We start from the raw sequence: 18,078 nt of genomic DNA on the forward strand, positions 1-18,078 counted from the left end.
TTCAGTTAAGTTTTCCCGGTTAGCGTAGGCAACCAATCCACACCGACTGTGATCTATGGGCTGTGCGTGTCATCTAAAACCCTGCATAGCCAGAATCTTTAACCGGTAAAATGGATTTACCTACACACCGTCAAGAGGATGAATCATGCCCGTCAAGGACCCATCCAAGGTCGTACCGCAGGTCCCCGCTGAAAGCGCCGATGCTGCCCTGAAGCACATCGTCGACGGTTTCCTGCGCTTTCACCATGACGTCTTCCCTGAACAGCAAGAGCTGTTCAAGAAGCTCGCCACTGCGCAAACACCGCGCGCCATGTTCATTACCTGCGCCGACTCGCGCATCGTGCCCGAACTGATCACGCAAAGTTCGCCAGGCGACCTGTTCGTGACCCGTAACGTAGGTAACGTAGTACCGCCTTATGGCCAGATGAACGGTGGCGTTTCCAGCGCTATCGAGTACGCGGTGATGGCACTTAAAGTGCACCACATCATCATCTGCGGCCACTCCGACTGTGGCGCGATGCGTGCGGTACTCAACCCGCAATCGCTGACCAAGATGCCAACCGTTGGCGCCTGGCTGCGCCACGCCGAAGTGGCCCGCACCGTGGTCGAGAACAACTGCTCGTGCGGCAGCGAACATGAAAGCATGCAAGTGCTGACCAAAGAGAACGTCATTGCCCAGCTGCACCACTTGCGCACCCACCCTTCGGTGGCTTCGGGGCTTGCAGCGGGTCAGCTGTACATCCATGGCTGGATCTACGACATCGAGACCAGCAGGATCGAAGCCTACGACGCTGCCAGCGACAGCTTCATGCCCCTGGCCGCAGGCCAACCGGTGCCATGCGCCACTCCGAGAGGCCGCTACTAAGCGACCCGTCCGCCGTTAAAACCTTGATAGCCGGCTGCACCCTGTAGGGGTGTGGCGCGGCCTTCGGCTGCCCTGAATACCCTGACTGCCCTGCCGGCGAGCCCGCTGGCGGCCCGCGCCTGCGCGCTTGTCGGGGACCCAACGTGCCCATGGCCAGGGGAATGGCCGTGCGACTAGAGAAAGGAGAAACATGGTGAACATTACACAGCTGAAAGCGGCCCTGCCGCGTGAGTTGCTGGCTTCAGCGGTGGTCTTTCTGGTGGCCCTGCCCTTGTGCATGGGCATTGCCATCGCCTCGGGCATGCCGCCGGCCAAGGGCCTGATTACCGGCATTATCGGCGGGGTCGTGGTCGGCTTCCTCGCCGGTTCGCCGTTGCAAGTCAGTGGTCCGGCGGCGGGCCTTGCGGTGCTGGTCTTCGAGCTGGTACGCCAGCACGGCATGGCCATGCTCGGGCCGATCCTGCTATTGGCCGGTTTGCTGCAATTGCTGGCCGGGCGCCTGCGCCTGGGCTGCTGGTTCCGCGTCACCGCGCCGGCGGTGGTCTACGGCATGCTGGCAGGCATTGGCGTGTTGATCGTGCTGTCGCAGGTGCATGTGATGTTCGACACCGCACCGCAGCCATCGGGTATGCAGAACCTTGTGCAGTTCCCGGCGACCCTCGCTGCGGCCATGCCGCACGAAAGCGCCGGCGCTGGCTGGATAGCCGGTGCGCTGGGCCTGGGCACCATCGCCATCATGTGGGGCTGGGAACGTTTGCGGCCGCAGCGCCTGCGTTTTGTGCCTGGGGCCCTGCTGGGTGTGGCGAGCATGACCATCATCAGCATGTGGTTGGCCTTGCCCGTGAACCGCGTGGAAGTACCGGCTGACTTGTCCGAAGCCATCGACTGGCTCCGCCCCGGTGACTTGATGCAACTGGCCGACCCTGCTCTGCTCGTCGCCGCCTTTGCCCTGGCATTCATTGCCAGTGCCGAAACCTTGCTGTCAGCGGCTGCGGTCGACCGCATGCACAGTGGCCAGCGTTCGGACTTCGACCGTGAGCTGTCCGCACAGGGCATTGGCAACATGCTCTGCGGGGTGCTGGGTGCACTGCCGATGACCGGGGTGATCGTACGTAGCTCGGCCAACGTGCAGGCAGGTGCGCAAACACGCGCTTCGGCCATTTTCCATGGCTTGTGGCTGCTGGCTTTCGTGGTGGCGTTGAGCAGTGTGCTGCAGCAGATACCGGTAGCCAGCCTGGCAGGTGTGCTGGTGTTCACGGGGATCAAGCTGGTCGACTTCAAGGCGTTCCGTGGGTTGGGCCGTTATGGCCGCATGCCGATGTTCACCTATGCGGCGACGGCGCTGGCGATCATCTTTACCGACCTGCTGACCGGCGTGTTGCTCGGCTTTGCCCTGACCTTGCTGAAGCTGGCATTCAGGGCGGCACGGTTGAAGATCAACCTGGTCGATCTGGAAAAGCCTGGGCACATGGAATTGCGGCTCAGTGGCGCCGCGACCTTCCTCAAGGTACCGGCATTGACCCAGGTGCTCGATGGCGTGCCGGCGGGCACCACGTTGCATGTGCCACTGGGTAACCTGAGCTATATCGACCACTCGTGCCTTGAACTGCTGGAGGACTGGGGGCGCAGCAATGCTGCCAATGGCTCGCGGTTGCTGATCGAACAGCGGCGGTTGAAGCGGCGAATCGAGGGACGGTTACGGACTACGGCGGGTGTGGGGGCCTGAGGTTGAAGTTCTGTAGTACCTGAACTGGCCTTTTCGCGGGTGAACCCGCGAAGAGGCCGGCACAGGAGTATCAGGTCGGCTGACCCAGCTCGACACCCAGCTGACGCGACAGGCACGGCCAGCGCTTCCACGCCTCACCGGTTGCCGGGCTAGTCAGCGTCTCGCGGTAGGCTTCCACCGACTCAGCCGCAAAGCTTGCGTCATTGAGCATCTCATCCACCGAGTGGTGCACCACTTCATCCAGCTGGTTGGCAAATTCTTCGCCGATCAACTGGTGGGCAATCAGGTTGGCGACGGTGGTGTCGACGGGGATCAGCGGCTGCTGGAAGTGACGGATGTACAAGTCATTCACCTCCTCCACCAGGCGGTGCGCCAGGTATGCCTCATCTAGCAGGCAGTCCAGCCCCACATGCCCGTTCATGACCTCGGGTGGCTGCAGGAAGTAAGCCTCGGCAATTTTCAATACAGGCTTGATCTGCGACTCGATGCCGGCCTCAAGGGCGACTTCATGGGCCGCCTCCAGCAGTTCCGGAACCTGTTCGATGTAGGCGCTGACGAAGCGCGCCAAAGTACCCTGTGCGTCCTGCTCAGGCAGTTGGATCGAGGGGTGCAGGTGGGGCAGTTGCAGCTCGAGACGCTGTTTCAATTGGCCAGTCTGGCCTTCATGTTGATGGGCTTGGCTTACCTGCTCGCGTACAGCAGCGATGTTCATGACAACTCCAGGGACATTACGTTTCAAACGGAAGACACTAAATTAGCTCGGTATACGGCATACCTAAGACGAATTTGTTATAGATGATTTCAAATTCTGCGTTACCTGGAATATAGCATGGCCACTATTTGGCCATGCCCCCTCAAGCCTGCGGTTTTCAGGGGATATAGCTGTTTCGTGAAGTTCATTTCATTGCCTTCGTTGCGCGGCATTGGTCGCTGTCTATACTCCCGGTGAACGTGATTCGTTGATGAGGCCCGACTGCTTTTAGCAGGGGCTCGGTCGTTGAAGCCAGGCAGTCTTGACCGCCGTTCCCTCTTGCCGCAGGCCACGCCTCCGGGAAAACAAGAACGAGAAGGGGAACCCGCAATGATGCGACATCCACCTGTCTGGATGGGCCTGCTGTTGTGGTCGGTTCTGGGTCAGGCCAACGCTGCCTGGACCGTGAACATGCACCCGGGGGCGACGGAAGTCTCCAACGCCGTCTTCGATCTGCACATGACCATCTTCTGGATCTGCGTGGTCATCGGCATCGTGGTGTTCGGCGCGATGTTCTGGTCCATGGTCATCCACCGCCGCTCCACCGGCCAGCAAGCCGCGCATTTCCACGAGCATACCTGGGTGGAAATCCTCTGGACCGTGGTCCCGTTCCTGATCCTTGTGGCCATGGCCATACCGGCCACCAAGACCCTGATCGACATCTATGACGCCAGCGAGTCGGATATCGACATCCAGGTCACCGGCTACCAGTGGAAGTGGCATTACAAATACCTGGGCCAGGACGTGGAGTTCTTCAGCAACCTGGCCACCCCCGCCGAGCAGATTCACAACCAGGCGCCCAAAGACGAGCACTACCTGCTGGAAGTCGACCAACCGCTGGTGTTGCCGGTGGGTGCCAAGGTGCGCTTCCTGGTGACGGCGGCCGATGTGATTCACTCGTGGTGGGTGCCCGCCTTCGCGGTCAAGCGCGACGCCATTCCCGGCTTCGTCAACGAAGCCTGGACGCGCATCGAGAAGCCAGGCATCTACCGCGGCCAGTGTACCGAGTTGTGCGGCAAGGACCACGGTTTCATGCCCGTGGTGGTCGAGGTCAAGTCCCAGGCCGACTACGACACCTGGCTTGGCGAGCGCAAGGCAGAGGCGGCCAAGCTCAAGGAGCTGACCAGCAAGGAATGGACCCTGGACGAGCTGGTGGCGCGCGGCGACAAGGTCTACCACACCACCTGCGTGGCCTGTCACCAGGCCGAAGGCCAGGGCCTGCCGCCGATGTTCCCGGCGCTGAAAGGCTCGAAGATCGCTACCGGGCCGAAGGAAGGTCACTTGAGCATCGTTTTCCACGGCAAACCCGGTACCGCCATGGCCGCCTTCGGCAAGCAACTGTCGGAGGTCGATATCGCTGCCGTGGTGACCTACGAACGCAACGCCTGGGGCAACAACAAGGGCGACATGGTCACGCCGAAGGACGTGCTGGCGCTGAAGCAGGCAGAAGCCAAGTGAACCGGGTTACTCGCGGCAATCAGTGGATTGCAGGAGACAGGACATGAGTGCAGTGATCGACGACCACGCCCACGGCCATGACCATGCGCACGGCCCGGCCAAGGGCCTGATGCGCTGGGTGCTGACCACCAACCACAAGGATATCGGCACCCTGTACCTGTGGTTCGCCTTCCTCATGTTCCTGTTGGGTGGCTCGTTCGCCATGGTGATCCGCGCCGAGCTGTTCCAGCCGGGGCTGCAGATCGTCGAACCGGCGTTTTTCAACCAGATGACCACCATGCACGGGCTGATCATGGTCTTCGGCGCCGTGATGCCGGCCTTCGTCGGCTTGGCCAACTGGATGATCCCGTTGATGATCGGCGCGCCGGACATGGCCCTGCCGCGCATGAACAACTTCAGCTTCTGGTTGTTGCCGGCGGCGTTCCTGCTGCTGGTTTCAACCTTGTTCAGCCCCGGTGGCGGGCCGAATTTCGGCTGGACCTTCTACGCCCCGCTGTCGACGACCTATGCCCCGGCCAGCGTCACCTTCTTCATTTTCGCCATCCACCTGATGGGTGTCAGCTCGATCATGGGGGCGATCAACGTGATCGCGACCATCCTGAACCTGCGCGCCCCCGGCATGACCTTGATGAAAATGCCACTGTTCGTCTGGACCTGGTTGATCACTGCGTTCCTGCTGATTGCAGTGATGCCGGTGCTGGCAGGGGTGGTGACCATGATGTTGATGGACATCCACTTCGGCACCAGTTTCTTCAGTGCGGCTGGCGGTGGTGACCCGGTGCTGTTCCAGCATGTGTTCTGGTTCTTCGGCCACCCCGAGGTGTACATCATGATCCTGCCCGCCTTTGGCGCGGTCAGCTCGATCATCCCGGCATTCTCGCGCAAGCCCCTGTTTGGCTACACCTCGATGGTGTACGCCACCGGGGCCATCGCCTTCCTGTCGTTCATCGTGTGGGCGCACCACATGTTCGTGGTCGGTATTCCGGTGGTCGGCGAGCTGTTCTTCATGTACGCCACCATGCTGATTGCGGTGCCCACCGGCGTGAAAGTGTTCAACTGGGTCAGCACCATGTGGGAAGGCTCGTTGACCTTCGAAACCCCGATGCTGTTCGCCATCGCCTTCGTCATCCTGTTTACCATCGGCGGCTTCAGTGGGCTGATGCTGGCGATCGCACCGGCGGACTTCCAGTACCACGACACCTACTTCGTGGTGGCGCACTTCCATTATGTGCTGGTGCCTGGGGCCATCTTTGGCATCTTCGCCTCGGCCTACTACTGGCTGCCGAAATGGACCGGCCACATGTATGACGAGACCCTTGGCAGGCTGCATTTCTGGCTGTCGTTCATCGGCATGAACCTGGCCTTCTTCCCCATGCATTTCGTGGGGCTGGCCGGTATGCCGCGGCGCATACCCGACTACAACCTGCAGTTCGCCGATTTCAACATGGTGTCTTCGATCGGCGCGTTCATGTTCGGTGCCACGCAGATCTTCTTCCTGTTCATCGTCATCAAGTGCATCCGTGGCGGCGCCCCTGCGCCGGCCAAACCCTGGGACGGCGCTGAGGGCCTGGAGTGGTCCATCCCCTCGCCTGCGCCCTACCACACCTTCCAGACACCGCCGGAAGTGAAGTAGGAGCGCCGCCATGACCGGCCTTTCGCTGAAGCGCCTGGTAACGCGCCTGCTGATGCTGACGGTGGTGATGTTCGCCTTCGGCTTTGCCCTGGTGCCGATCTACGACGTGATGTGCAAGGCCTTCGGCATCAATGGCAAGACCGGCGGGCAGTACGAGGGCAGCCAGGTCAGTGACCCCTCGCGGTCGGTCCGGGTGCAGTTCATGTCGACCAACGCCAGCGACATGGTCTGGGACTTCTACTCCAGCGCCGATCAGCTGGAGGTCCACCCCGGTGCGGTCAACCAGATGATCTTCATTGCCCATAACCCGACCGACCGGCCGATGAGTGCCCAGGCGATACCCAGCATCACCCCCGCCGAAGCCGCGGCGTACTTCCACAAGACCGAGTGCTTCTGCTTTACGCAGCAGGTGCTGCAACCCGGCCAACGCATCGAAATGCCGGTGCGCTTCATCGTCGACCGCGACCTGCCGGCCAGCGTGAAGCACCTGACGCTGGCCTACACCTTGTTCGACATCACCGCTCGCCACCCGCCGGTCGCTCAAGTTGCGGCCCAGGCCGTCCAGGGCGCCCGTTAAGGGAAGGAGAACAGCAATGGCAAGTCATGAGCATTACTATGTTCCGGCGCAGAGCAAGTGGCCGATCATCGCTACCCTCGGCATGTTCATCAGCGTGTTCGGCCTGGGTACCTGGTTCAACGACATGAAGGCCGGGCACCCGGAGTCGCACGGGCCGTTGATTTTCTTCGTGGGTGCTCTGTTTCTGGCCTACATGTTGTTCGGCTGGTTCGGGGCGGTGGTCAAGGAAAGCCGTGCAGGGCTATACAGCGCGCAGCTGGACCGCTCTTTCCGCTGGGGCATGAGCTGGTTCATCTTCTCGGAAGTGATGTTTTTCCTGGCCTTCTTCGGCGCGCTGTTCTACGTGCGCGTGCTGGCGGGGCCGTGGCTGGGTGGCGAAGGGGCCAAGGGTGTTGCCCATATGCTCTGGCCCGGCTTCGAGTTCACCTGGCCGTTGTTGCACACGCCGGACCCGAAGCTGTTCCCGCCGCCCAAGGAAGTGATCGACCCGTGGCACCTGCCGCTGATCAATACCCTGTTGCTGGTCAGCTCCAGCGTGACCATCACCCTGGCCCACCATGCGTTGCGCCGCGACCACCGCGGGGCGCTGAAAGGCTGGATGGCGCTGACCATCGTGTTGGGCATCAGCTTCATCGCGCTGCAGGCCTTCGAGTACCACGAGGCCTATACCAAGCTGGGGCTGACGCTGGGCTCGGGCATCTATGGCGCTACGTTCTTCATGCTCACGGGTTTCCACGGCGCGCACGTGACCTTGGGCACGATCATCCTCATTGTGATGTTCGTGCGCATCCTGCGTGGCCACTTCAACCCGCAGAAACACTTCGGCTTCGAAGCGGCCAGCTGGTACTGGCACTTCGTGGATGTGGTGTGGGTGGGGCTTTTCATCTTTGTGTATGTGCTGTGACTAGCGAACCCTGTGGGAGCGGGCGCGCCCGCGAATGCGCCGGTGCATTCAACATCGCATTCGCGGGCATGCCCGCTCCCACAGGGCGAGGTGAAAACGTCAGAAAGGGGCGTGAGATACGAGCTGACCACTGGTGAAGCCCCAGGCGACCAGCCCTATGGTCAGCGCCGCGAGGGTCACCCGCACCGTCAGCGCTTTCAGCAGGCGGGTCGAGTTTTCATCATCTTTGACCAGAAACACCAGGCCACTGAACAAACTGGCGATCGTGGCCAACAGCATCAGGACAATCGCGGCCTTGAGCATGGCGCTACTCCGGGGGGGGGGCGGTGATGTGGATAAGTATAGCGAGGCGCCCGTGAGGCCGTTTCGCCCAGGTTGGGTACCCACCTTGGTGGTACTTGCACTGCTACCGGGGCTGATCGCGCTTGGCTGCTGGCAACTCGGCCGGGCCGAGGAAAAGCGCGCATTGCTGGCCAGCTACGCCGAGCGACGTATCGAAGCGCCGCTGGCGACCAGCCAGTTGAATGGCAACGAAGACAACGCCATGCGCCGCGTGCACCTGTATGGCCGCTTCGACGCCGAGCACAGCGTGCTGCTGGACAACCGCATGCGCGACGGTCAGGCCGGTGTCGAATTGCTGCAACCCTTCCACGACCAGGCCAGCGGCCTGTGGCTGCTGGTCAATCGCGGCTGGCTTCCCTGGCCGGACCGCCGCGTACCGGTGCACTTCGATACCCCCGCCCAGGCCTTGGCCCTCGACGCCTCGGTGTATGTGGCACCCGGCAACACGTTCCAGCTGCACCCGGACCCCGTCGGCGGCCAGTGGCCGCACCTGTTGACCGCCATCGACGCGGCGCAACTGTGGGCGCAGCTCGGGCGTGAGGGGTTCGCCCACGAACTGCGCCTGGAACCTGGCCCGGCAAGCTACCGCCTGGGCTGGCCCATCGTGGCCATGGGCCCGGAAAAACACATGGGTTACGCCGTGCAGTGGTTTGCCCTGGCGATCGCCCTGGTGCTGCTCTACCTCTATTTCGGCTGGCGCCAAAACAAGGAGAAAAGCCATGGCCACCGCCACTCCACTGGACGTGCCTGAACGTAGCAAACCCAAAGCCCGCGGGCGTTTGCAGCTGTTGCTGATTCTTCTGGTTGTGCTGGGCCCGATGGTCCTGGCCACCAGCATGTACAAACTCAACTTCTGGGTGCCGGAGGGCCGCAGTTACCACGGCGCCATGATCGGCAACGGTGAGAGCCGTGCCGACCTGGGCGTGGCCGGTGAGGACGGGCGCTGGCAGTTGCTGGTCAGCGCGCCGCAGGCCTGTGCCGAGGAATGCCAGCGGCTGGTGTACCTGGCCCGGCAGATCCAGGTCGGCCTGGGCCGTGATGCCAGCCGGGCCAGCCATGCGCTGGCCGCCGCCCAGCCGCTGAGCGCCGACTACCAGGCCCTGCTCGGGCGCGAATACCCGCAATTGCAACGCTACCCGCTGGATGCGCCGCGCTACCTCAAGCAGGTCGGCGAGGTTGCCCCGCAGCTGTGGATCGTCGATCCGCACGGCAACCTGGTGCTGCGCTACGGCGCCAAGGTCAACGGCAAGCATGTGCTGGATGACCTGCGCCATCTGCTCAAGCTGTCCAATATCGGCTAGGAGCCTGCCATGGCCAGACCCGGATTCCGCCTTGCTGTGTGCGCCACCCTGCTGGCACTGCTGGTCGTCCTGCTCGGTGCCTATACCCGCCTGACCCACGCCGGCCTCGGTTGCCCCGACTGGCCCGGTTGCTACGGTTTCATCAGCGTACCCAAAAGCGAAGCGCAGCTGGCCCATGCCGAACTGCACTTTCCCGAACACCCGGTAGAGGCGGCGAAAGGTTGGGCCGAAATGGTTCATCGTTACTTCGCGGGCAGCCTGGCCGTGGTCATCGCCTTGCTCGCCTTGCAGGCAGTGCGCCGGCACCACAGCGACGGGCAACCCTATCGCCTGCCTGTGCTGTTGCTGGGTGTGGTGCTGGCCCAGGCGGCGTTCGGCATGTGGACGGTCACCCTGAAGCTTTGGCCGCAGGTCGTCACGGCCCACTTGCTGGGGGGCTTCACCACGCTGAGCCTGCTGTTCCTGTTAACCCTGCGGCTTTCGCGGGCCTTTGCGCCGTTGCCCAAATTGCCGCTCAGCCTGCGGCGGGTCGCTGCGCTGGCCTCGCTGGTGGTGATTGGGCAGATCGCCTTGGGTGGCTGGGTCAGTGCCAACTACGCAGCGGTTGCTTGTATTGACCTGCCCACCTGCCATGGCCAGTGGTGGCCGGCGGCGGACTTCAGCAATGGTTTCCACCTGACCCAGCATGTTGGCCCCAACTACCTGGGGGGGCAGCTGGACAGTGATGCGCGCACGGCCATCCATGTCAGCCACCGGCTGGGCGCGCTGGTGGTCACCTGCGTGCTGCTGATGCTCAGCTGGAAACTGCAGCGCTGTGGTTTGGGCGGCCTGGCCCGGCTGGTGTTGCTGGCGTTGGCCGTGCAGGTAGGCCTGGGCATCAGCAATGTGCTGCTGCACCTGCCGCTGGCCATAGCGGTGGCGCACAACGCCGGTGGGGCTTTGCTGTTGCTATGCATGGTGCTGGTGAACTACCGCATTCGGGTGGTCGACAAGGTACGCGTGGGTGTCGGCCAAGGCTGGCGCTTGCGGCCAGTGACCGGCGTTGGCATTTCCCATCACATGAGGAACGAGTCGTGGCGACGCTTCTGAGCACCCAGCGGGCCAGCTGGCGCGATTACCTGGAGTTGACCAAGCCCAAGGTGGTCGTGCTGATGTTGATCACCTCATTGGCGGGCATGTTCCTTGCCACCCGTGCGGGGGTGGGCTGGAGTGTGTTGGTGTTCGGCAACCTGGGTATCGGCCTGTGCGCGGGTGGCGCGGCAGTGGTCAACCATGTGGTCGACCGGCGCATCGATGCGCTGATGGCGCGTACCCGCAAGCGGCCGCTGGCCCAAGGCCGTGTCGAGCCCTTGCCGGCGTTGCTGTTTGCCCTGGCGCTGGCGCTGCTGGGCATGGCCCTTTTGCTGATTTTCACCAATGCCCTCACTGCCTGGCTGACCCTGGCCTCGCTGCTTGGCTATGCGGTGCTCTACACCGGTTTTCTCAAGCGTGCCACGCCGCAGAATATCGTGATTGGCGGCCTGGCCGGCGCTGCCCCACCCCTTCTGGGCTGGGTCGCGGTCAGCGGCCAGGTCAGTGCCGAGCCGTTGCTGTTGGTGCTGATCATCTTCGCCTGGACCCCACCGCACTTCTGGGCCCTGGCCATCCACCGCAAGGAGGAATACGCCAAGGCCGACATTCCGATGCTGCCGGTGACCCACGGTGAGCGCTACACCAAGCTGCACATCCTGCTGTACACCCTGATATTGCTGGCGGTGAGCCTGTTGCCCTACGCCATCCACATGAGCGGCCCGCTGTACCTGGCCTGTGCCCTGGCCCTGGGCCTGCGCTTCCTGCGATGGGCCTGGGTGTTGTACCGTGGCAGCCGGCCGCACGCAGCGATCGGCACCTTCAAGTACTCTATCGTGTACCTGTTCGCGCTGTTCATCGCGTTGCTTCTCGACCACTACCTGTTGCTGAACCTATGACCCGAACCCAGAAAACCGTCTTTGTCCTCGTTGCCCTGGTCGCGCTGATCATGGGCCTTACCGTCAACAAAGTGCTCAAGGGCCGCGACCAGCCCAACCCTGCCGAGCTGATCGATGCCGGTATCATCCTGTTGCCGCAAAGCCGCGCCGTGGCAGATGTAACCATGACCAACCAGGATGGCCAGCCGGTGCAGCTGGATGAACTGAAAGGTAAGTGGTCGCTGCTGTTCTTTGGCTACACCTACTGCCCGGACATCTGCCCGACCACCCTGGCCCAATTGCGCCAGGTGAAGAGCGAGCTGCCCAAGGATGCTGTCGACCGGTTGCAGGTGGTGTTGGTGAGCGTCGACCCGAACCGCGACACGCCGAACCAGCTGAAGCAGTACCTGGCTTATTTCGACAAGGACTTCATTGGGGTGGCGGGGTCGATCGAAGATACCCAGAAGCTGGCCAATGCCCTGAGCATTCCATTCATTCCGGCAGATACCAGCAAGCCGGGCTACACCGTGGACCACAGCGGCAACCTGGCGGTGGTCGGGCCGGACGGGCGTCAGCGTGGGTTCATTCGGGCGCCGTTCAACAACCAGAAGCTGGTGGCGCAGTTGCCTGGGTTGGTCAAACGGGATTGATGGGGCATTGAAAGCTTCGCGGGCACGCCCGCTCCCACAGGGATATCACAAGGCCTGAGGCTAGCGATGTCCCTGTGGGAGCGGGCATGCCCGCGAAGAAGCCAGCGCGATTGCGAGGCTTAAAACGCCGGAACCACAGCGCCTTTGTACTTCTCGGTAATGAACTGCTTCACCTCAGGCGAGTGCAGCGCCGTTGCCAGCTTTTTCATCGCGTCCGAGTCCTTGTTGTCCGGGCGGGCAACCAGGATGTTCACGTAGGGCGAATCGCTGCCTTCGATGGCCAGGGCATCTTTCTCGGGGTTCAGCTTGGCTTCCAGCGCGTAGTTGGTGTTGATCAGCGCCGCGTCCACCTGGGTCAGCACGCGCGGGATGGTGGCGGCTTCCAGTTCACGGAACTTGATGTTCTTCGGGTTCTCGGCAACGTCCTTCACGGTCGACAGGATGTTCTTGTTGTCCTTGAGCTTGATCACGCCGGCCTTGTCCAGCAGCAACAGGGCGCGGCCGCCGTTGGTGGCATCATTCGGGATGACCACGGTAGCCCCGGAAGGCAGTTCGTCCAGCTTCTTGATCTTGGTCGAGTACACGCCCAGCGGCTCGATGTGCACGCCTACCACGCTCACCAGGTCGGTGCCCTTGGCCTTGTTGAATTCATCCAGGTACGGCTGGTGCTGGAAGAAGTTGGCGTCCAGGCGCTTTTCCGCCACCTGCACGTTCGGCTGAATGTAGTCGGTGAACTCCTTGACCTTCAGTTCCACGCCCTCTTTGGCCAGCGCCGGTTTGACGAAGTTGAGGATTTCGGCGTGTGGCACCGGGGTAGCGGCGACGGTCAGGGTTTCGGCAGCATTGGCCGAGAAGGCCGCGACAGCGGCGACAACAGCAAGCAGCTTCTTCATTGATCACTCCTTGTGAGGGCCGCGACGGCCCCCGAACGGGTCGGCCAGGCCGACCCCATTGGGGTTACTTACGGGAAAAATGTACGACCAGTTTGTCGCCCACGCTTTGCAGCACTTGCACCAGTACCAGCAGCAGTACCACGGTGACCACCATCACGTCGGTCTGGAAACGCTGGTAACCGAAGCGGATCGCCAGGTCGCCGAGGCCACCGGCACCGACTACACCGGCCATGGCGGTGTACGAAACCAGGGTGATGGCGGTGACGGTGATGGCCGCGAAGATACCCGGACGGGCCTCAGGCAGCAGCGCGCTGGTGATGATCTGGCGGGTGGTGGCGCCCATCGACTGGGTCGCCTCGATGATGCCGCGGTCCACTTCCCGCAGGGCAGTTTCCACCAGCCGCGCGAAGAACGGCGTGGCACCCACCACCAACGGTGGAATGGCGCCGGCGACACCCAGCGAGGTGCCGGTGATCAGCACCGTGATCGGGATCATCACGATCAGCAGGATGATGAACGGCAGCGAGCGCAGAATGTTCACCACCAGCGACAGCAGCGCATACACGCCCTTCTGTTCGAACATCTGCTTCGGGCCGCAGAGGAACAGCAGCACGCCCAAGGGCAAGCCGAGCAGCACGGTGAAGAACAGCGAGCCGAACAGCATGATCATGGTATCGACGGTGGCCAGCCAGATTTCGGCCCAGTCGACGTTGGCAAAGAAATTCAGGGCGTCCATCAACGCAGTACCTCCATATGTACGTCAGCTGCCTTGAAGTGGGCGAACGCCGCTTCCATGTCACCGCCGATCAGGGCGAGGGTGAGCTGGCCATAGGGGATATCCTTGATGCGGTCGATACGCCCGGCAAGGATGCTGTAGTCCACACCGGTTTCACGGGCCACGGTGCCCAGCAGCGGTGCGTAGGTGGCATCGCCCTGGAAGGTCAGGCGCACGATGCGGCCCGGGACGTGGGCGAAATCGTCGCGTTGCTCGCCTTCGTCGACCTGCTCGTCCTCCTGGACGAAGCGCTTGGTAGTGGCGTGCTGCGGGTGCAGGAATACCTCGGCCACCGAGCCCTGCTCGACGATCTGGCCTGCATCCATCACCGCCACGCGGTCGCAGACCCGGCGGATCACGTCCATTTCGTGGGTAATCAGCACGATGGTCAGCTTCAGCTCACGGTTGATTTCGGCGAGCAATTGCAGGACCGAAGCCGTGGTTTGCGGGTCGAGGGCGCTGGTGGCCTCGTCGCACAGCAGGATCTTGGGGTTGGTAGACAGGGCGCGGGCGATACCGACGCGTTGCTTCTGGCCGCCCGATAACTGCGCCGGGTACTTTTTGGCGTGGTCCGAGAGCCCGACGCGGGCCAGCAGTTCGGTGACGCGCTTGTCGATTTCGCTGCGCGACAGCTCGCCGGCCAGGGTCAGTGGCAGTGCCACGTTGTCGGCGACGGTTTTGGAAGCCAGCAGGTTGAAGTGCTGGAAAATCATCCCGACCTGCTGGCGGAAGCCGCGCAGCTGGCTGGCGTTGAACGCGGTAACGTCTTCGCCATCGACGATGATCTTGCCGCCGGAAGGCTCTTCAAGGCGGTTGATCAAACGCAGCATGGTGCTCTTGCCGGCGCCGGAGTGGCCGATAAGGCCGAACACCTGGCCATCTTCGATGGTCAGGCTGGTCGGATTCAATGCGGGGATTTCCCTACCGGCAACGCGGTAGGTCTTGTGTACCTGTTGGAACTCGATCACGTAGCGAACCTTGTGGGGCGCATGGAATTTGGGTCAGCGGTTAGCTGGGGTGGCGCATTTTAGCCTTTTCCCCTGGCTGTTCTTAGCATTTATTTCGTCAGGCACCAATCCTTCGGGTATATGGCGACAATCGGTAAACCTGATTGAACGCTCGCCGCTCCCCTCCAGTCACTACCAGAACAAGCCCGAACGGGCATGCCTGAAGACTGACGAGGAGAGCCGACCCATGCCCAGCAAGAAAACGGACGCGCCCAAGCACAGTGAGGCCGCCGGCACCCAGACCCCCGACCGGGCCAACACCAATGCCAAGCTGCAGAGCCTGGAGCCGTTCCGTAGCGATGCTACCGGCCAGGCGTTGCGCACCAACCAAGGGGTGAAGATCGCCGATAACCAGAACAGCCTGAAGGCGGGTGCGCGCGGGCCTTCGCTGCTTGAAGACTTCATCATGCGCGAGAAGATCACCCATTTCGACCATGAGCGTATCCCGGAGCGTATCGTGCACGCCCGCGGTACCGGGGCGCACGGGTATTTTCAGAGCTATGGCTGCCATGCCGAACTGACCAAGGCGGGTTTCCTGCAAGACCCGGAAAAGATCACCCCGGTGTTCGTGCGCTTTTCCACTGTACAGGGGCCACGCGGCTCGGGTGACACGGTGCGTGATGTGCGCGGCTTTGCCGTGAAGTTCTACACCGATGAAGGCAATTTCGACCTGGTTGGCAACAACATGCCGGTTTTCTTCATCCAGGACGCGATCAAGTTCCCGGATTTCGTGCATGCCGTGAAGCCTGAGCCGCACAACGAAATGCCGACCGGTGGCTCGGCCCATGACACGTTCTGGGATTTCGTTTCGCTGGTGCCCGAATCGGCGCACATGGTGATCTGGGCGATGTCCGACCGCGCCATTCCCCGTAGCCTGCGCATGGTGGAAGGCTTTGGTGTACACACCTTCCGCCTGATCAACGCCGAAGGCGTGGCCAGCTTCGTCAAGTTCCACTGGAAACCGCGCCAGGGCGTGCATTCGGTGCTGTGGGACGAAGCGCAGAAACTGGCCGGCAAAGACACCGACTACCACCGCCGCGATCTGTGGGAAGCCATCGAGACCGGTGACTACCCAGAGTGGGAATTGGGCGTGCAGATCGTACCCGAGGCAGACGAGCACAAGTTCGACTTCGACCTGCTCGACCCTACCAAGCTCATCCCTGAAGAGTTGGTGCCCGTGACGCTGCTGGGCAAGATGGTGCTCAACCGCAACCCGGACAACTTCTTCGCCGAAACCGAGCAGGTGGCGTTCTGCCCGGGGCATATCGTGCCCGGTATCGACTTCACCAACGATCCGCTGCTGCAGGGCCGGCTGTTCTCTTACACCGATACGCAGATCAGCCGCCTGGGTGGGCCGAATTTCCATGAAATCCCGATCAACCGGCCGGTGGCGCCCAATCACAGTGGCCAGCGCGACGCCATGCACCGCATGACCATCGACAAGGGCCGTGCTTCGTATGAGCCCAACTCCATTGATGGCGGCTGGCCGAAGGAAACCCCACCAGCCGCGCAGGATGGCGGCTTCGAGAGCTACCAGGAGCGCATCGATGCGCACAAGATCCGCCAGCGCAGCGATTCGTTTGGCGACCACTTCTCGCAGGCGCGGCTGTTCTTCCAGAGCATGAGCCCTACCGAGCAACAGCACATCATCAAGGCCTACAGCTTCGAGCTGGGCAAGGTGGAGCGTGAAAGCATTCGCCAGCGGCAAGTGAATGAGATTCTTGCCAATATCGACCTGAAACTCGCGGCGGCTGTCGCGGCGAACCTGGGGCTGCCCGCACCCAAGCAGGGTACGGTCCAGGTGAAAGGCAGCAAGTTGGCGCAGTCCAAGGCGTTGAGCCAAATGAACCACCCTGGTTCGGTAGGCATCAAAGGCCGCAAGATTGCAGTGCTGGTGGCCGACGGCGTGGACGCGGCCAGTGTCGACAAACTGGTGAAAGCGCTGGAGGCCCACAGTGCACGGCCCATGCTGCTGGGGCCGACGTCGGCGCCGGTGAAGGCGGCCGACGGCAAACAGCTACCGGTGGATGCCTCGATGGAAGGAATGCCGTCGGTCATGTTCGACGGGGTTGTGGTGCCGGCGGGCAAGGCCTCTACCGATGCGCTGGCGGCCAGCGGCTTGGCCAAGCACTTCCTGCTGGAAGGCTATAAGCACCTCAAGGCGATGGTGCTTACCAAAGACCTGGTTAGCGGCCTGGGGCTTAAAGAGGACAAGGGCCTGCTGGTGGGGGATGACCAGAAAGTGATGGATGCCTTCGTCAAGGCGGTAGAAGGGCATCGGGTTTGGGAGCGGGAGGCTGCTGCGGAGGCTGTGCCGGCCTAATACCAGGCAATTAAGTAATTTGGGGCCGCTTTGCGGCCCTTCGCGGGCACGCCCGCTCCCACACGTTTGGCGCTGAACTCAAGAAATGCGCGATCCCCTGTGGGAGCGGGCGTGCCCGCGAAGGGCTGCAAAGCAGCCCCAGCGCCCCAGCGCCCCAGCGTTTTCAGCGCTGATGCGGCACCAGAACCACCTGCGCCGGCAGCGAGCGCTGAATTTCATGCTTCTGCTTCAGCTCAAACCCGCTGTCGATCTTACGCACGCGCTTCTTCAGCAAGGTTTTCAGCCAGGGCGCGTCGTGGGTGCGCGGCACCTGGAACACCACTTCACAGTCATAGCTCACCACGTCTGCCGCAATGTCATCCAGTTGGCGGCGCATGGCGCGGCTGTCGGTAGTTTTCAGGGCCACCACGGTGCTGGGTGCGGTCGGGTCGATGATCAGCGCCTTGGGCTTGGCCTCGGCGGCCTTCAGCGCCGCTTCGGCTTTGGCCAGCTCGGCCTTGCGCGCCTGGCTCACGGCGTCGCCCCCGGTCACCGCAGGGGCTTGCGGCATCAGCGCCCGGGCACGGGCCAAGGCCGTTGCAGCGGCATTCACGTCACCTTTTTGCAGCACGATCTGGCTACGCTGCAGGTAGGCTTCGGCCAGTTGGCGCTGGTATTGCTCCAGGCGTGCGTCGTCGGGCGCCTGGGCCTGCAGGGCAGCCAGCTGGTCTTCGGCGGTGGCCAGCTCGTTGCTGGCGATGTTTTGTTGCAACTGCTGCCAGGCATCGGCTTGGGCAGGTGCGGTGGCCTGTTCCACCGGCGCACTGGAACAGGCAGCCAGGAACAGTGAAAACGCGGCAACAAGCAGATAACGGGAGGCGAACGGCTTCATTCCTGCGATTCTCTATTTGCGCAAAAAGCGAGCAAGTCTACACCCAGGTGCGCACG

Annotated in this window: 18 protein-coding genes; 12 read left to right on the forward strand and 6 right to left on the reverse strand. The window is 62.4% G+C overall.

The genetic code is table 11. The annotated features are described in order from the left end of the window. The first annotated feature begins 145 nt into the window (after nt 1–145). Together AACG97_RS00905 and AACG97_RS00910 are read left to right on the forward strand one after the other, a co-directional pair. On the forward strand, nt 146–865 hold the full coding sequence (locus AACG97_RS00905; RefSeq protein ID WP_009683612.1) for a carbonic anhydrase: 720 nt from the start codon (nt 146–148) through the stop codon (nt 863–865). Between the two features lie 190 nt (nt 866–1,055). After that, nucleotides 1,056–2,591 (forward strand): SulP family inorganic anion transporter, encoded by a 1,536-nt coding sequence (locus AACG97_RS00910; RefSeq protein ID WP_232109487.1) that lies wholly within the window; start codon nt 1,056–1,058, stop codon nt 2,589–2,591. 70 nt (nt 2,592–2,661) lie between these two features. On the opposite strand, the gene AACG97_RS00915 is transcribed toward AACG97_RS00910, so the two are convergent. Next, nucleotides 2,662–3,303, reverse strand: a complete 642-nt coding sequence (locus tag AACG97_RS00915; RefSeq protein WP_029886289.1) for a hypothetical protein — start codon at nt 3,301–3,303, stop codon at nt 2,662–2,664. Between the two features lie 369 nt (nt 3,304–3,672). On the opposite strand from AACG97_RS00915, the gene coxB reads away from it, so the two are divergent. From coxB to AACG97_RS00935, 4 genes are read left to right on the forward strand one after another with little or no spacing between them, the layout of a single operon-like run. After that, nucleotides 3,673–4,800, forward strand: coding sequence for a cytochrome c oxidase subunit II (gene coxB / locus AACG97_RS00920; RefSeq protein ID WP_054911457.1), 1,128 nt, complete (start codon nt 3,673–3,675; stop codon nt 4,798–4,800). A gap of 43 nt (nt 4,801–4,843) precedes the next feature. Beyond that, nucleotides 4,844–6,433 carry a cytochrome c oxidase subunit I gene (gene ctaD / locus AACG97_RS00925; RefSeq protein WP_009683607.1) on the forward strand — a complete coding sequence of 530 codons (1,590 nt, stop codon included), beginning with the start codon at nt 4,844–4,846 and terminating at the stop codon, nt 6,431–6,433. Between the two features lie 10 nt (nt 6,434–6,443). After that, nucleotides 6,444–7,010 (forward strand): cytochrome c oxidase assembly protein, encoded by a 567-nt coding sequence (locus tag AACG97_RS00930; RefSeq protein WP_029886291.1) that lies wholly within the window; start codon nt 6,444–6,446, stop codon nt 7,008–7,010. Nucleotides 7,011–7,026: 16 nt separating this feature from the next. Then, a complete protein-coding gene (locus AACG97_RS00935; protein WP_029886292.1) occupies nt 7,027–7,914 on the forward strand; it encodes a cytochrome c oxidase subunit 3 in 888 nt (295 codons plus the stop codon). A 99-nt stretch (nt 7,915–8,013) separates the two neighbouring features. Here the strand turns inward: AACG97_RS00935 and AACG97_RS00940 are convergent, their stop codons facing one another. After that, nucleotides 8,014–8,217 (reverse strand): twin transmembrane helix small protein, encoded by a 204-nt coding sequence (locus AACG97_RS00940; RefSeq protein WP_115293201.1) that lies wholly within the window; start codon nt 8,215–8,217, stop codon nt 8,014–8,016. A gap of 52 nt (nt 8,218–8,269) precedes the next feature. On the opposite strand from AACG97_RS00940, the gene AACG97_RS00945 reads away from it, so the two are divergent. The 5 genes from AACG97_RS00945 to AACG97_RS00965 are packed head-to-tail and all read left to right on the forward strand — an operon-like array spanning nt 8,270 to nt 12,153. Further along, a complete protein-coding gene (locus tag AACG97_RS00945) occupies nt 8,270–9,007 on the forward strand; it encodes an SURF1 family protein (RefSeq protein WP_115293202.1) in 738 nt (245 codons plus the stop codon). Further along, nucleotides 8,976–9,557, forward strand: a complete 582-nt coding sequence (locus AACG97_RS00950; RefSeq protein ID WP_009683603.1) for a hypothetical protein — start codon at nt 8,976–8,978, stop codon at nt 9,555–9,557. Before AACG97_RS00945 ends, AACG97_RS00950 begins: the two co-directional genes overlap by 32 nt. A 9-nt stretch (nt 9,558–9,566) precedes the next feature. After that, entirely contained in the window at nt 9,567–10,646 is a 1,080-nt protein-coding gene (locus AACG97_RS00955; protein ID WP_115293203.1) for a COX15/CtaA family protein, read from the forward strand. Beyond that, complete coding sequence (gene cyoE / locus AACG97_RS00960) at nt 10,631–11,524, forward strand: heme o synthase (protein ID WP_009683601.1); 894 nt, start codon at nt 10,631–10,633, stop codon at nt 11,522–11,524. The genes AACG97_RS00955 and cyoE overlap by 16 nt, the downstream gene beginning before the upstream one ends. Beyond that, nucleotides 11,521–12,153, forward strand: coding sequence for an SCO family protein (locus tag AACG97_RS00965; protein WP_054904495.1), 633 nt, complete (start codon nt 11,521–11,523; stop codon nt 12,151–12,153). Before cyoE ends, AACG97_RS00965 begins: the two co-directional genes overlap by 4 nt. A gap of 119 nt (nt 12,154–12,272) precedes the next feature. On the opposite strand, the gene AACG97_RS00970 is transcribed toward AACG97_RS00965, so the two are convergent. From AACG97_RS00970 to AACG97_RS00980, 3 genes are all read right to left on the reverse strand, one after another. After that, nucleotides 12,273–13,046 carry a MetQ/NlpA family ABC transporter substrate-binding protein gene (locus AACG97_RS00970; RefSeq protein WP_009683599.1) on the reverse strand — a complete coding sequence of 258 codons (774 nt, stop codon included), beginning with the start codon at nt 13,044–13,046 and terminating at the stop codon, nt 12,273–12,275. A gap of 64 nt (nt 13,047–13,110) precedes the next feature. Further along, nucleotides 13,111–13,782 carry a methionine ABC transporter permease gene (locus tag AACG97_RS00975; protein ID WP_009683598.1) on the reverse strand — a complete coding sequence of 224 codons (672 nt, stop codon included), beginning with the start codon at nt 13,780–13,782 and terminating at the stop codon, nt 13,111–13,113. Further along, the gene (locus tag AACG97_RS00980; RefSeq protein ID WP_054911451.1) at nt 13,782–14,789 is read right to left on the reverse strand and encodes a methionine ABC transporter ATP-binding protein; all 1,008 of its coding nucleotides are present in this window, start codon (nt 14,787–14,789) and stop codon (nt 13,782–13,784) included. The genes AACG97_RS00975 and AACG97_RS00980 overlap by 1 nt, the downstream gene beginning before the upstream one ends. 49 nt (nt 14,790–14,838) lie before the next feature. Here AACG97_RS00980 and katE point away from each other — a divergent pair, with 49 nt between their 5' ends. Continuing rightward, the gene (gene katE / locus AACG97_RS00985; protein ID WP_225786166.1) at nt 14,839–17,151 is read left to right on the forward strand and encodes a catalase HPII; all 2,313 of its coding nucleotides are present in this window, start codon (nt 14,839–14,841) and stop codon (nt 17,149–17,151) included. 163 nt (nt 17,152–17,314) lie between these two features. On the opposite strand, the gene AACG97_RS00990 is transcribed toward katE, so the two are convergent. Next, a complete protein-coding gene (locus tag AACG97_RS00990; RefSeq protein WP_115293205.1) occupies nt 17,315–18,022 on the reverse strand; it encodes a PA5502 family lipoprotein in 708 nt (235 codons plus the stop codon). Nucleotides 18,023–18,078: the final 56 nt, after the last annotated feature.

The organism is Pseudomonas sp. Nvir (assembly GCF_963778085.1).
GTDB lineage: Bacteria > Pseudomonadota > Gammaproteobacteria > Pseudomonadales > Pseudomonadaceae > Aquipseudomonas > Aquipseudomonas juntendi.

Excerpts from the sequence above, each read along its gene's own strand:
- AACG97_RS00905 (WP_009683612.1), top strand. The coding sequence starts at position 146 with ATGCCCGTCAAGGACCCATCCAAGGTCGTACCGCAGGTCCCCGCTGAA.
- AACG97_RS00910 (WP_232109487.1), top strand. The coding sequence starts at position 1,056 with ATGGTGAACATTACACAGCTGAAAGCGGCCCTGCCGCGTGAGTTGCTG.
- AACG97_RS00915 (WP_029886289.1), bottom strand. The coding sequence starts at position 3,303 with ATGAACATCGCTGCTGTACGCGAGCAGGTAAGCCAAGCCCATCAACAT.
- coxB (WP_054911457.1), top strand. The coding sequence starts at position 3,673 with ATGATGCGACATCCACCTGTCTGGATGGGCCTGCTGTTGTGGTCGGTT.
- ctaD (WP_009683607.1), top strand. The coding sequence starts at position 4,844 with ATGAGTGCAGTGATCGACGACCACGCCCACGGCCATGACCATGCGCAC.
- AACG97_RS00930 (WP_029886291.1), top strand. The coding sequence starts at position 6,444 with ATGACCGGCCTTTCGCTGAAGCGCCTGGTAACGCGCCTGCTGATGCTG.
- AACG97_RS00935 (WP_029886292.1), top strand. The coding sequence starts at position 7,027 with ATGGCAAGTCATGAGCATTACTATGTTCCGGCGCAGAGCAAGTGGCCG.
- AACG97_RS00940 (WP_115293201.1), bottom strand. The coding sequence starts at position 8,217 with ATGCTCAAGGCCGCGATTGTCCTGATGCTGTTGGCCACGATCGCCAGT.
- AACG97_RS00950 (WP_009683603.1), top strand. The coding sequence starts at position 8,976 with ATGGCCACCGCCACTCCACTGGACGTGCCTGAACGTAGCAAACCCAAA.
- AACG97_RS00955 (WP_115293203.1), top strand. The coding sequence starts at position 9,567 with ATGGCCAGACCCGGATTCCGCCTTGCTGTGTGCGCCACCCTGCTGGCA.
- AACG97_RS00965 (WP_054904495.1), top strand. The coding sequence starts at position 11,521 with ATGACCCGAACCCAGAAAACCGTCTTTGTCCTCGTTGCCCTGGTCGCG.
- AACG97_RS00970 (WP_009683599.1), bottom strand. The coding sequence starts at position 13,046 with ATGAAGAAGCTGCTTGCTGTTGTCGCCGCTGTCGCGGCCTTCTCGGCC.
- AACG97_RS00975 (WP_009683598.1), bottom strand. The coding sequence starts at position 13,782 with ATGGACGCCCTGAATTTCTTTGCCAACGTCGACTGGGCCGAAATCTGG.
- AACG97_RS00990 (WP_115293205.1), bottom strand. The coding sequence starts at position 18,022 with ATGAAGCCGTTCGCCTCCCGTTATCTGCTTGTTGCCGCGTTTTCACTG.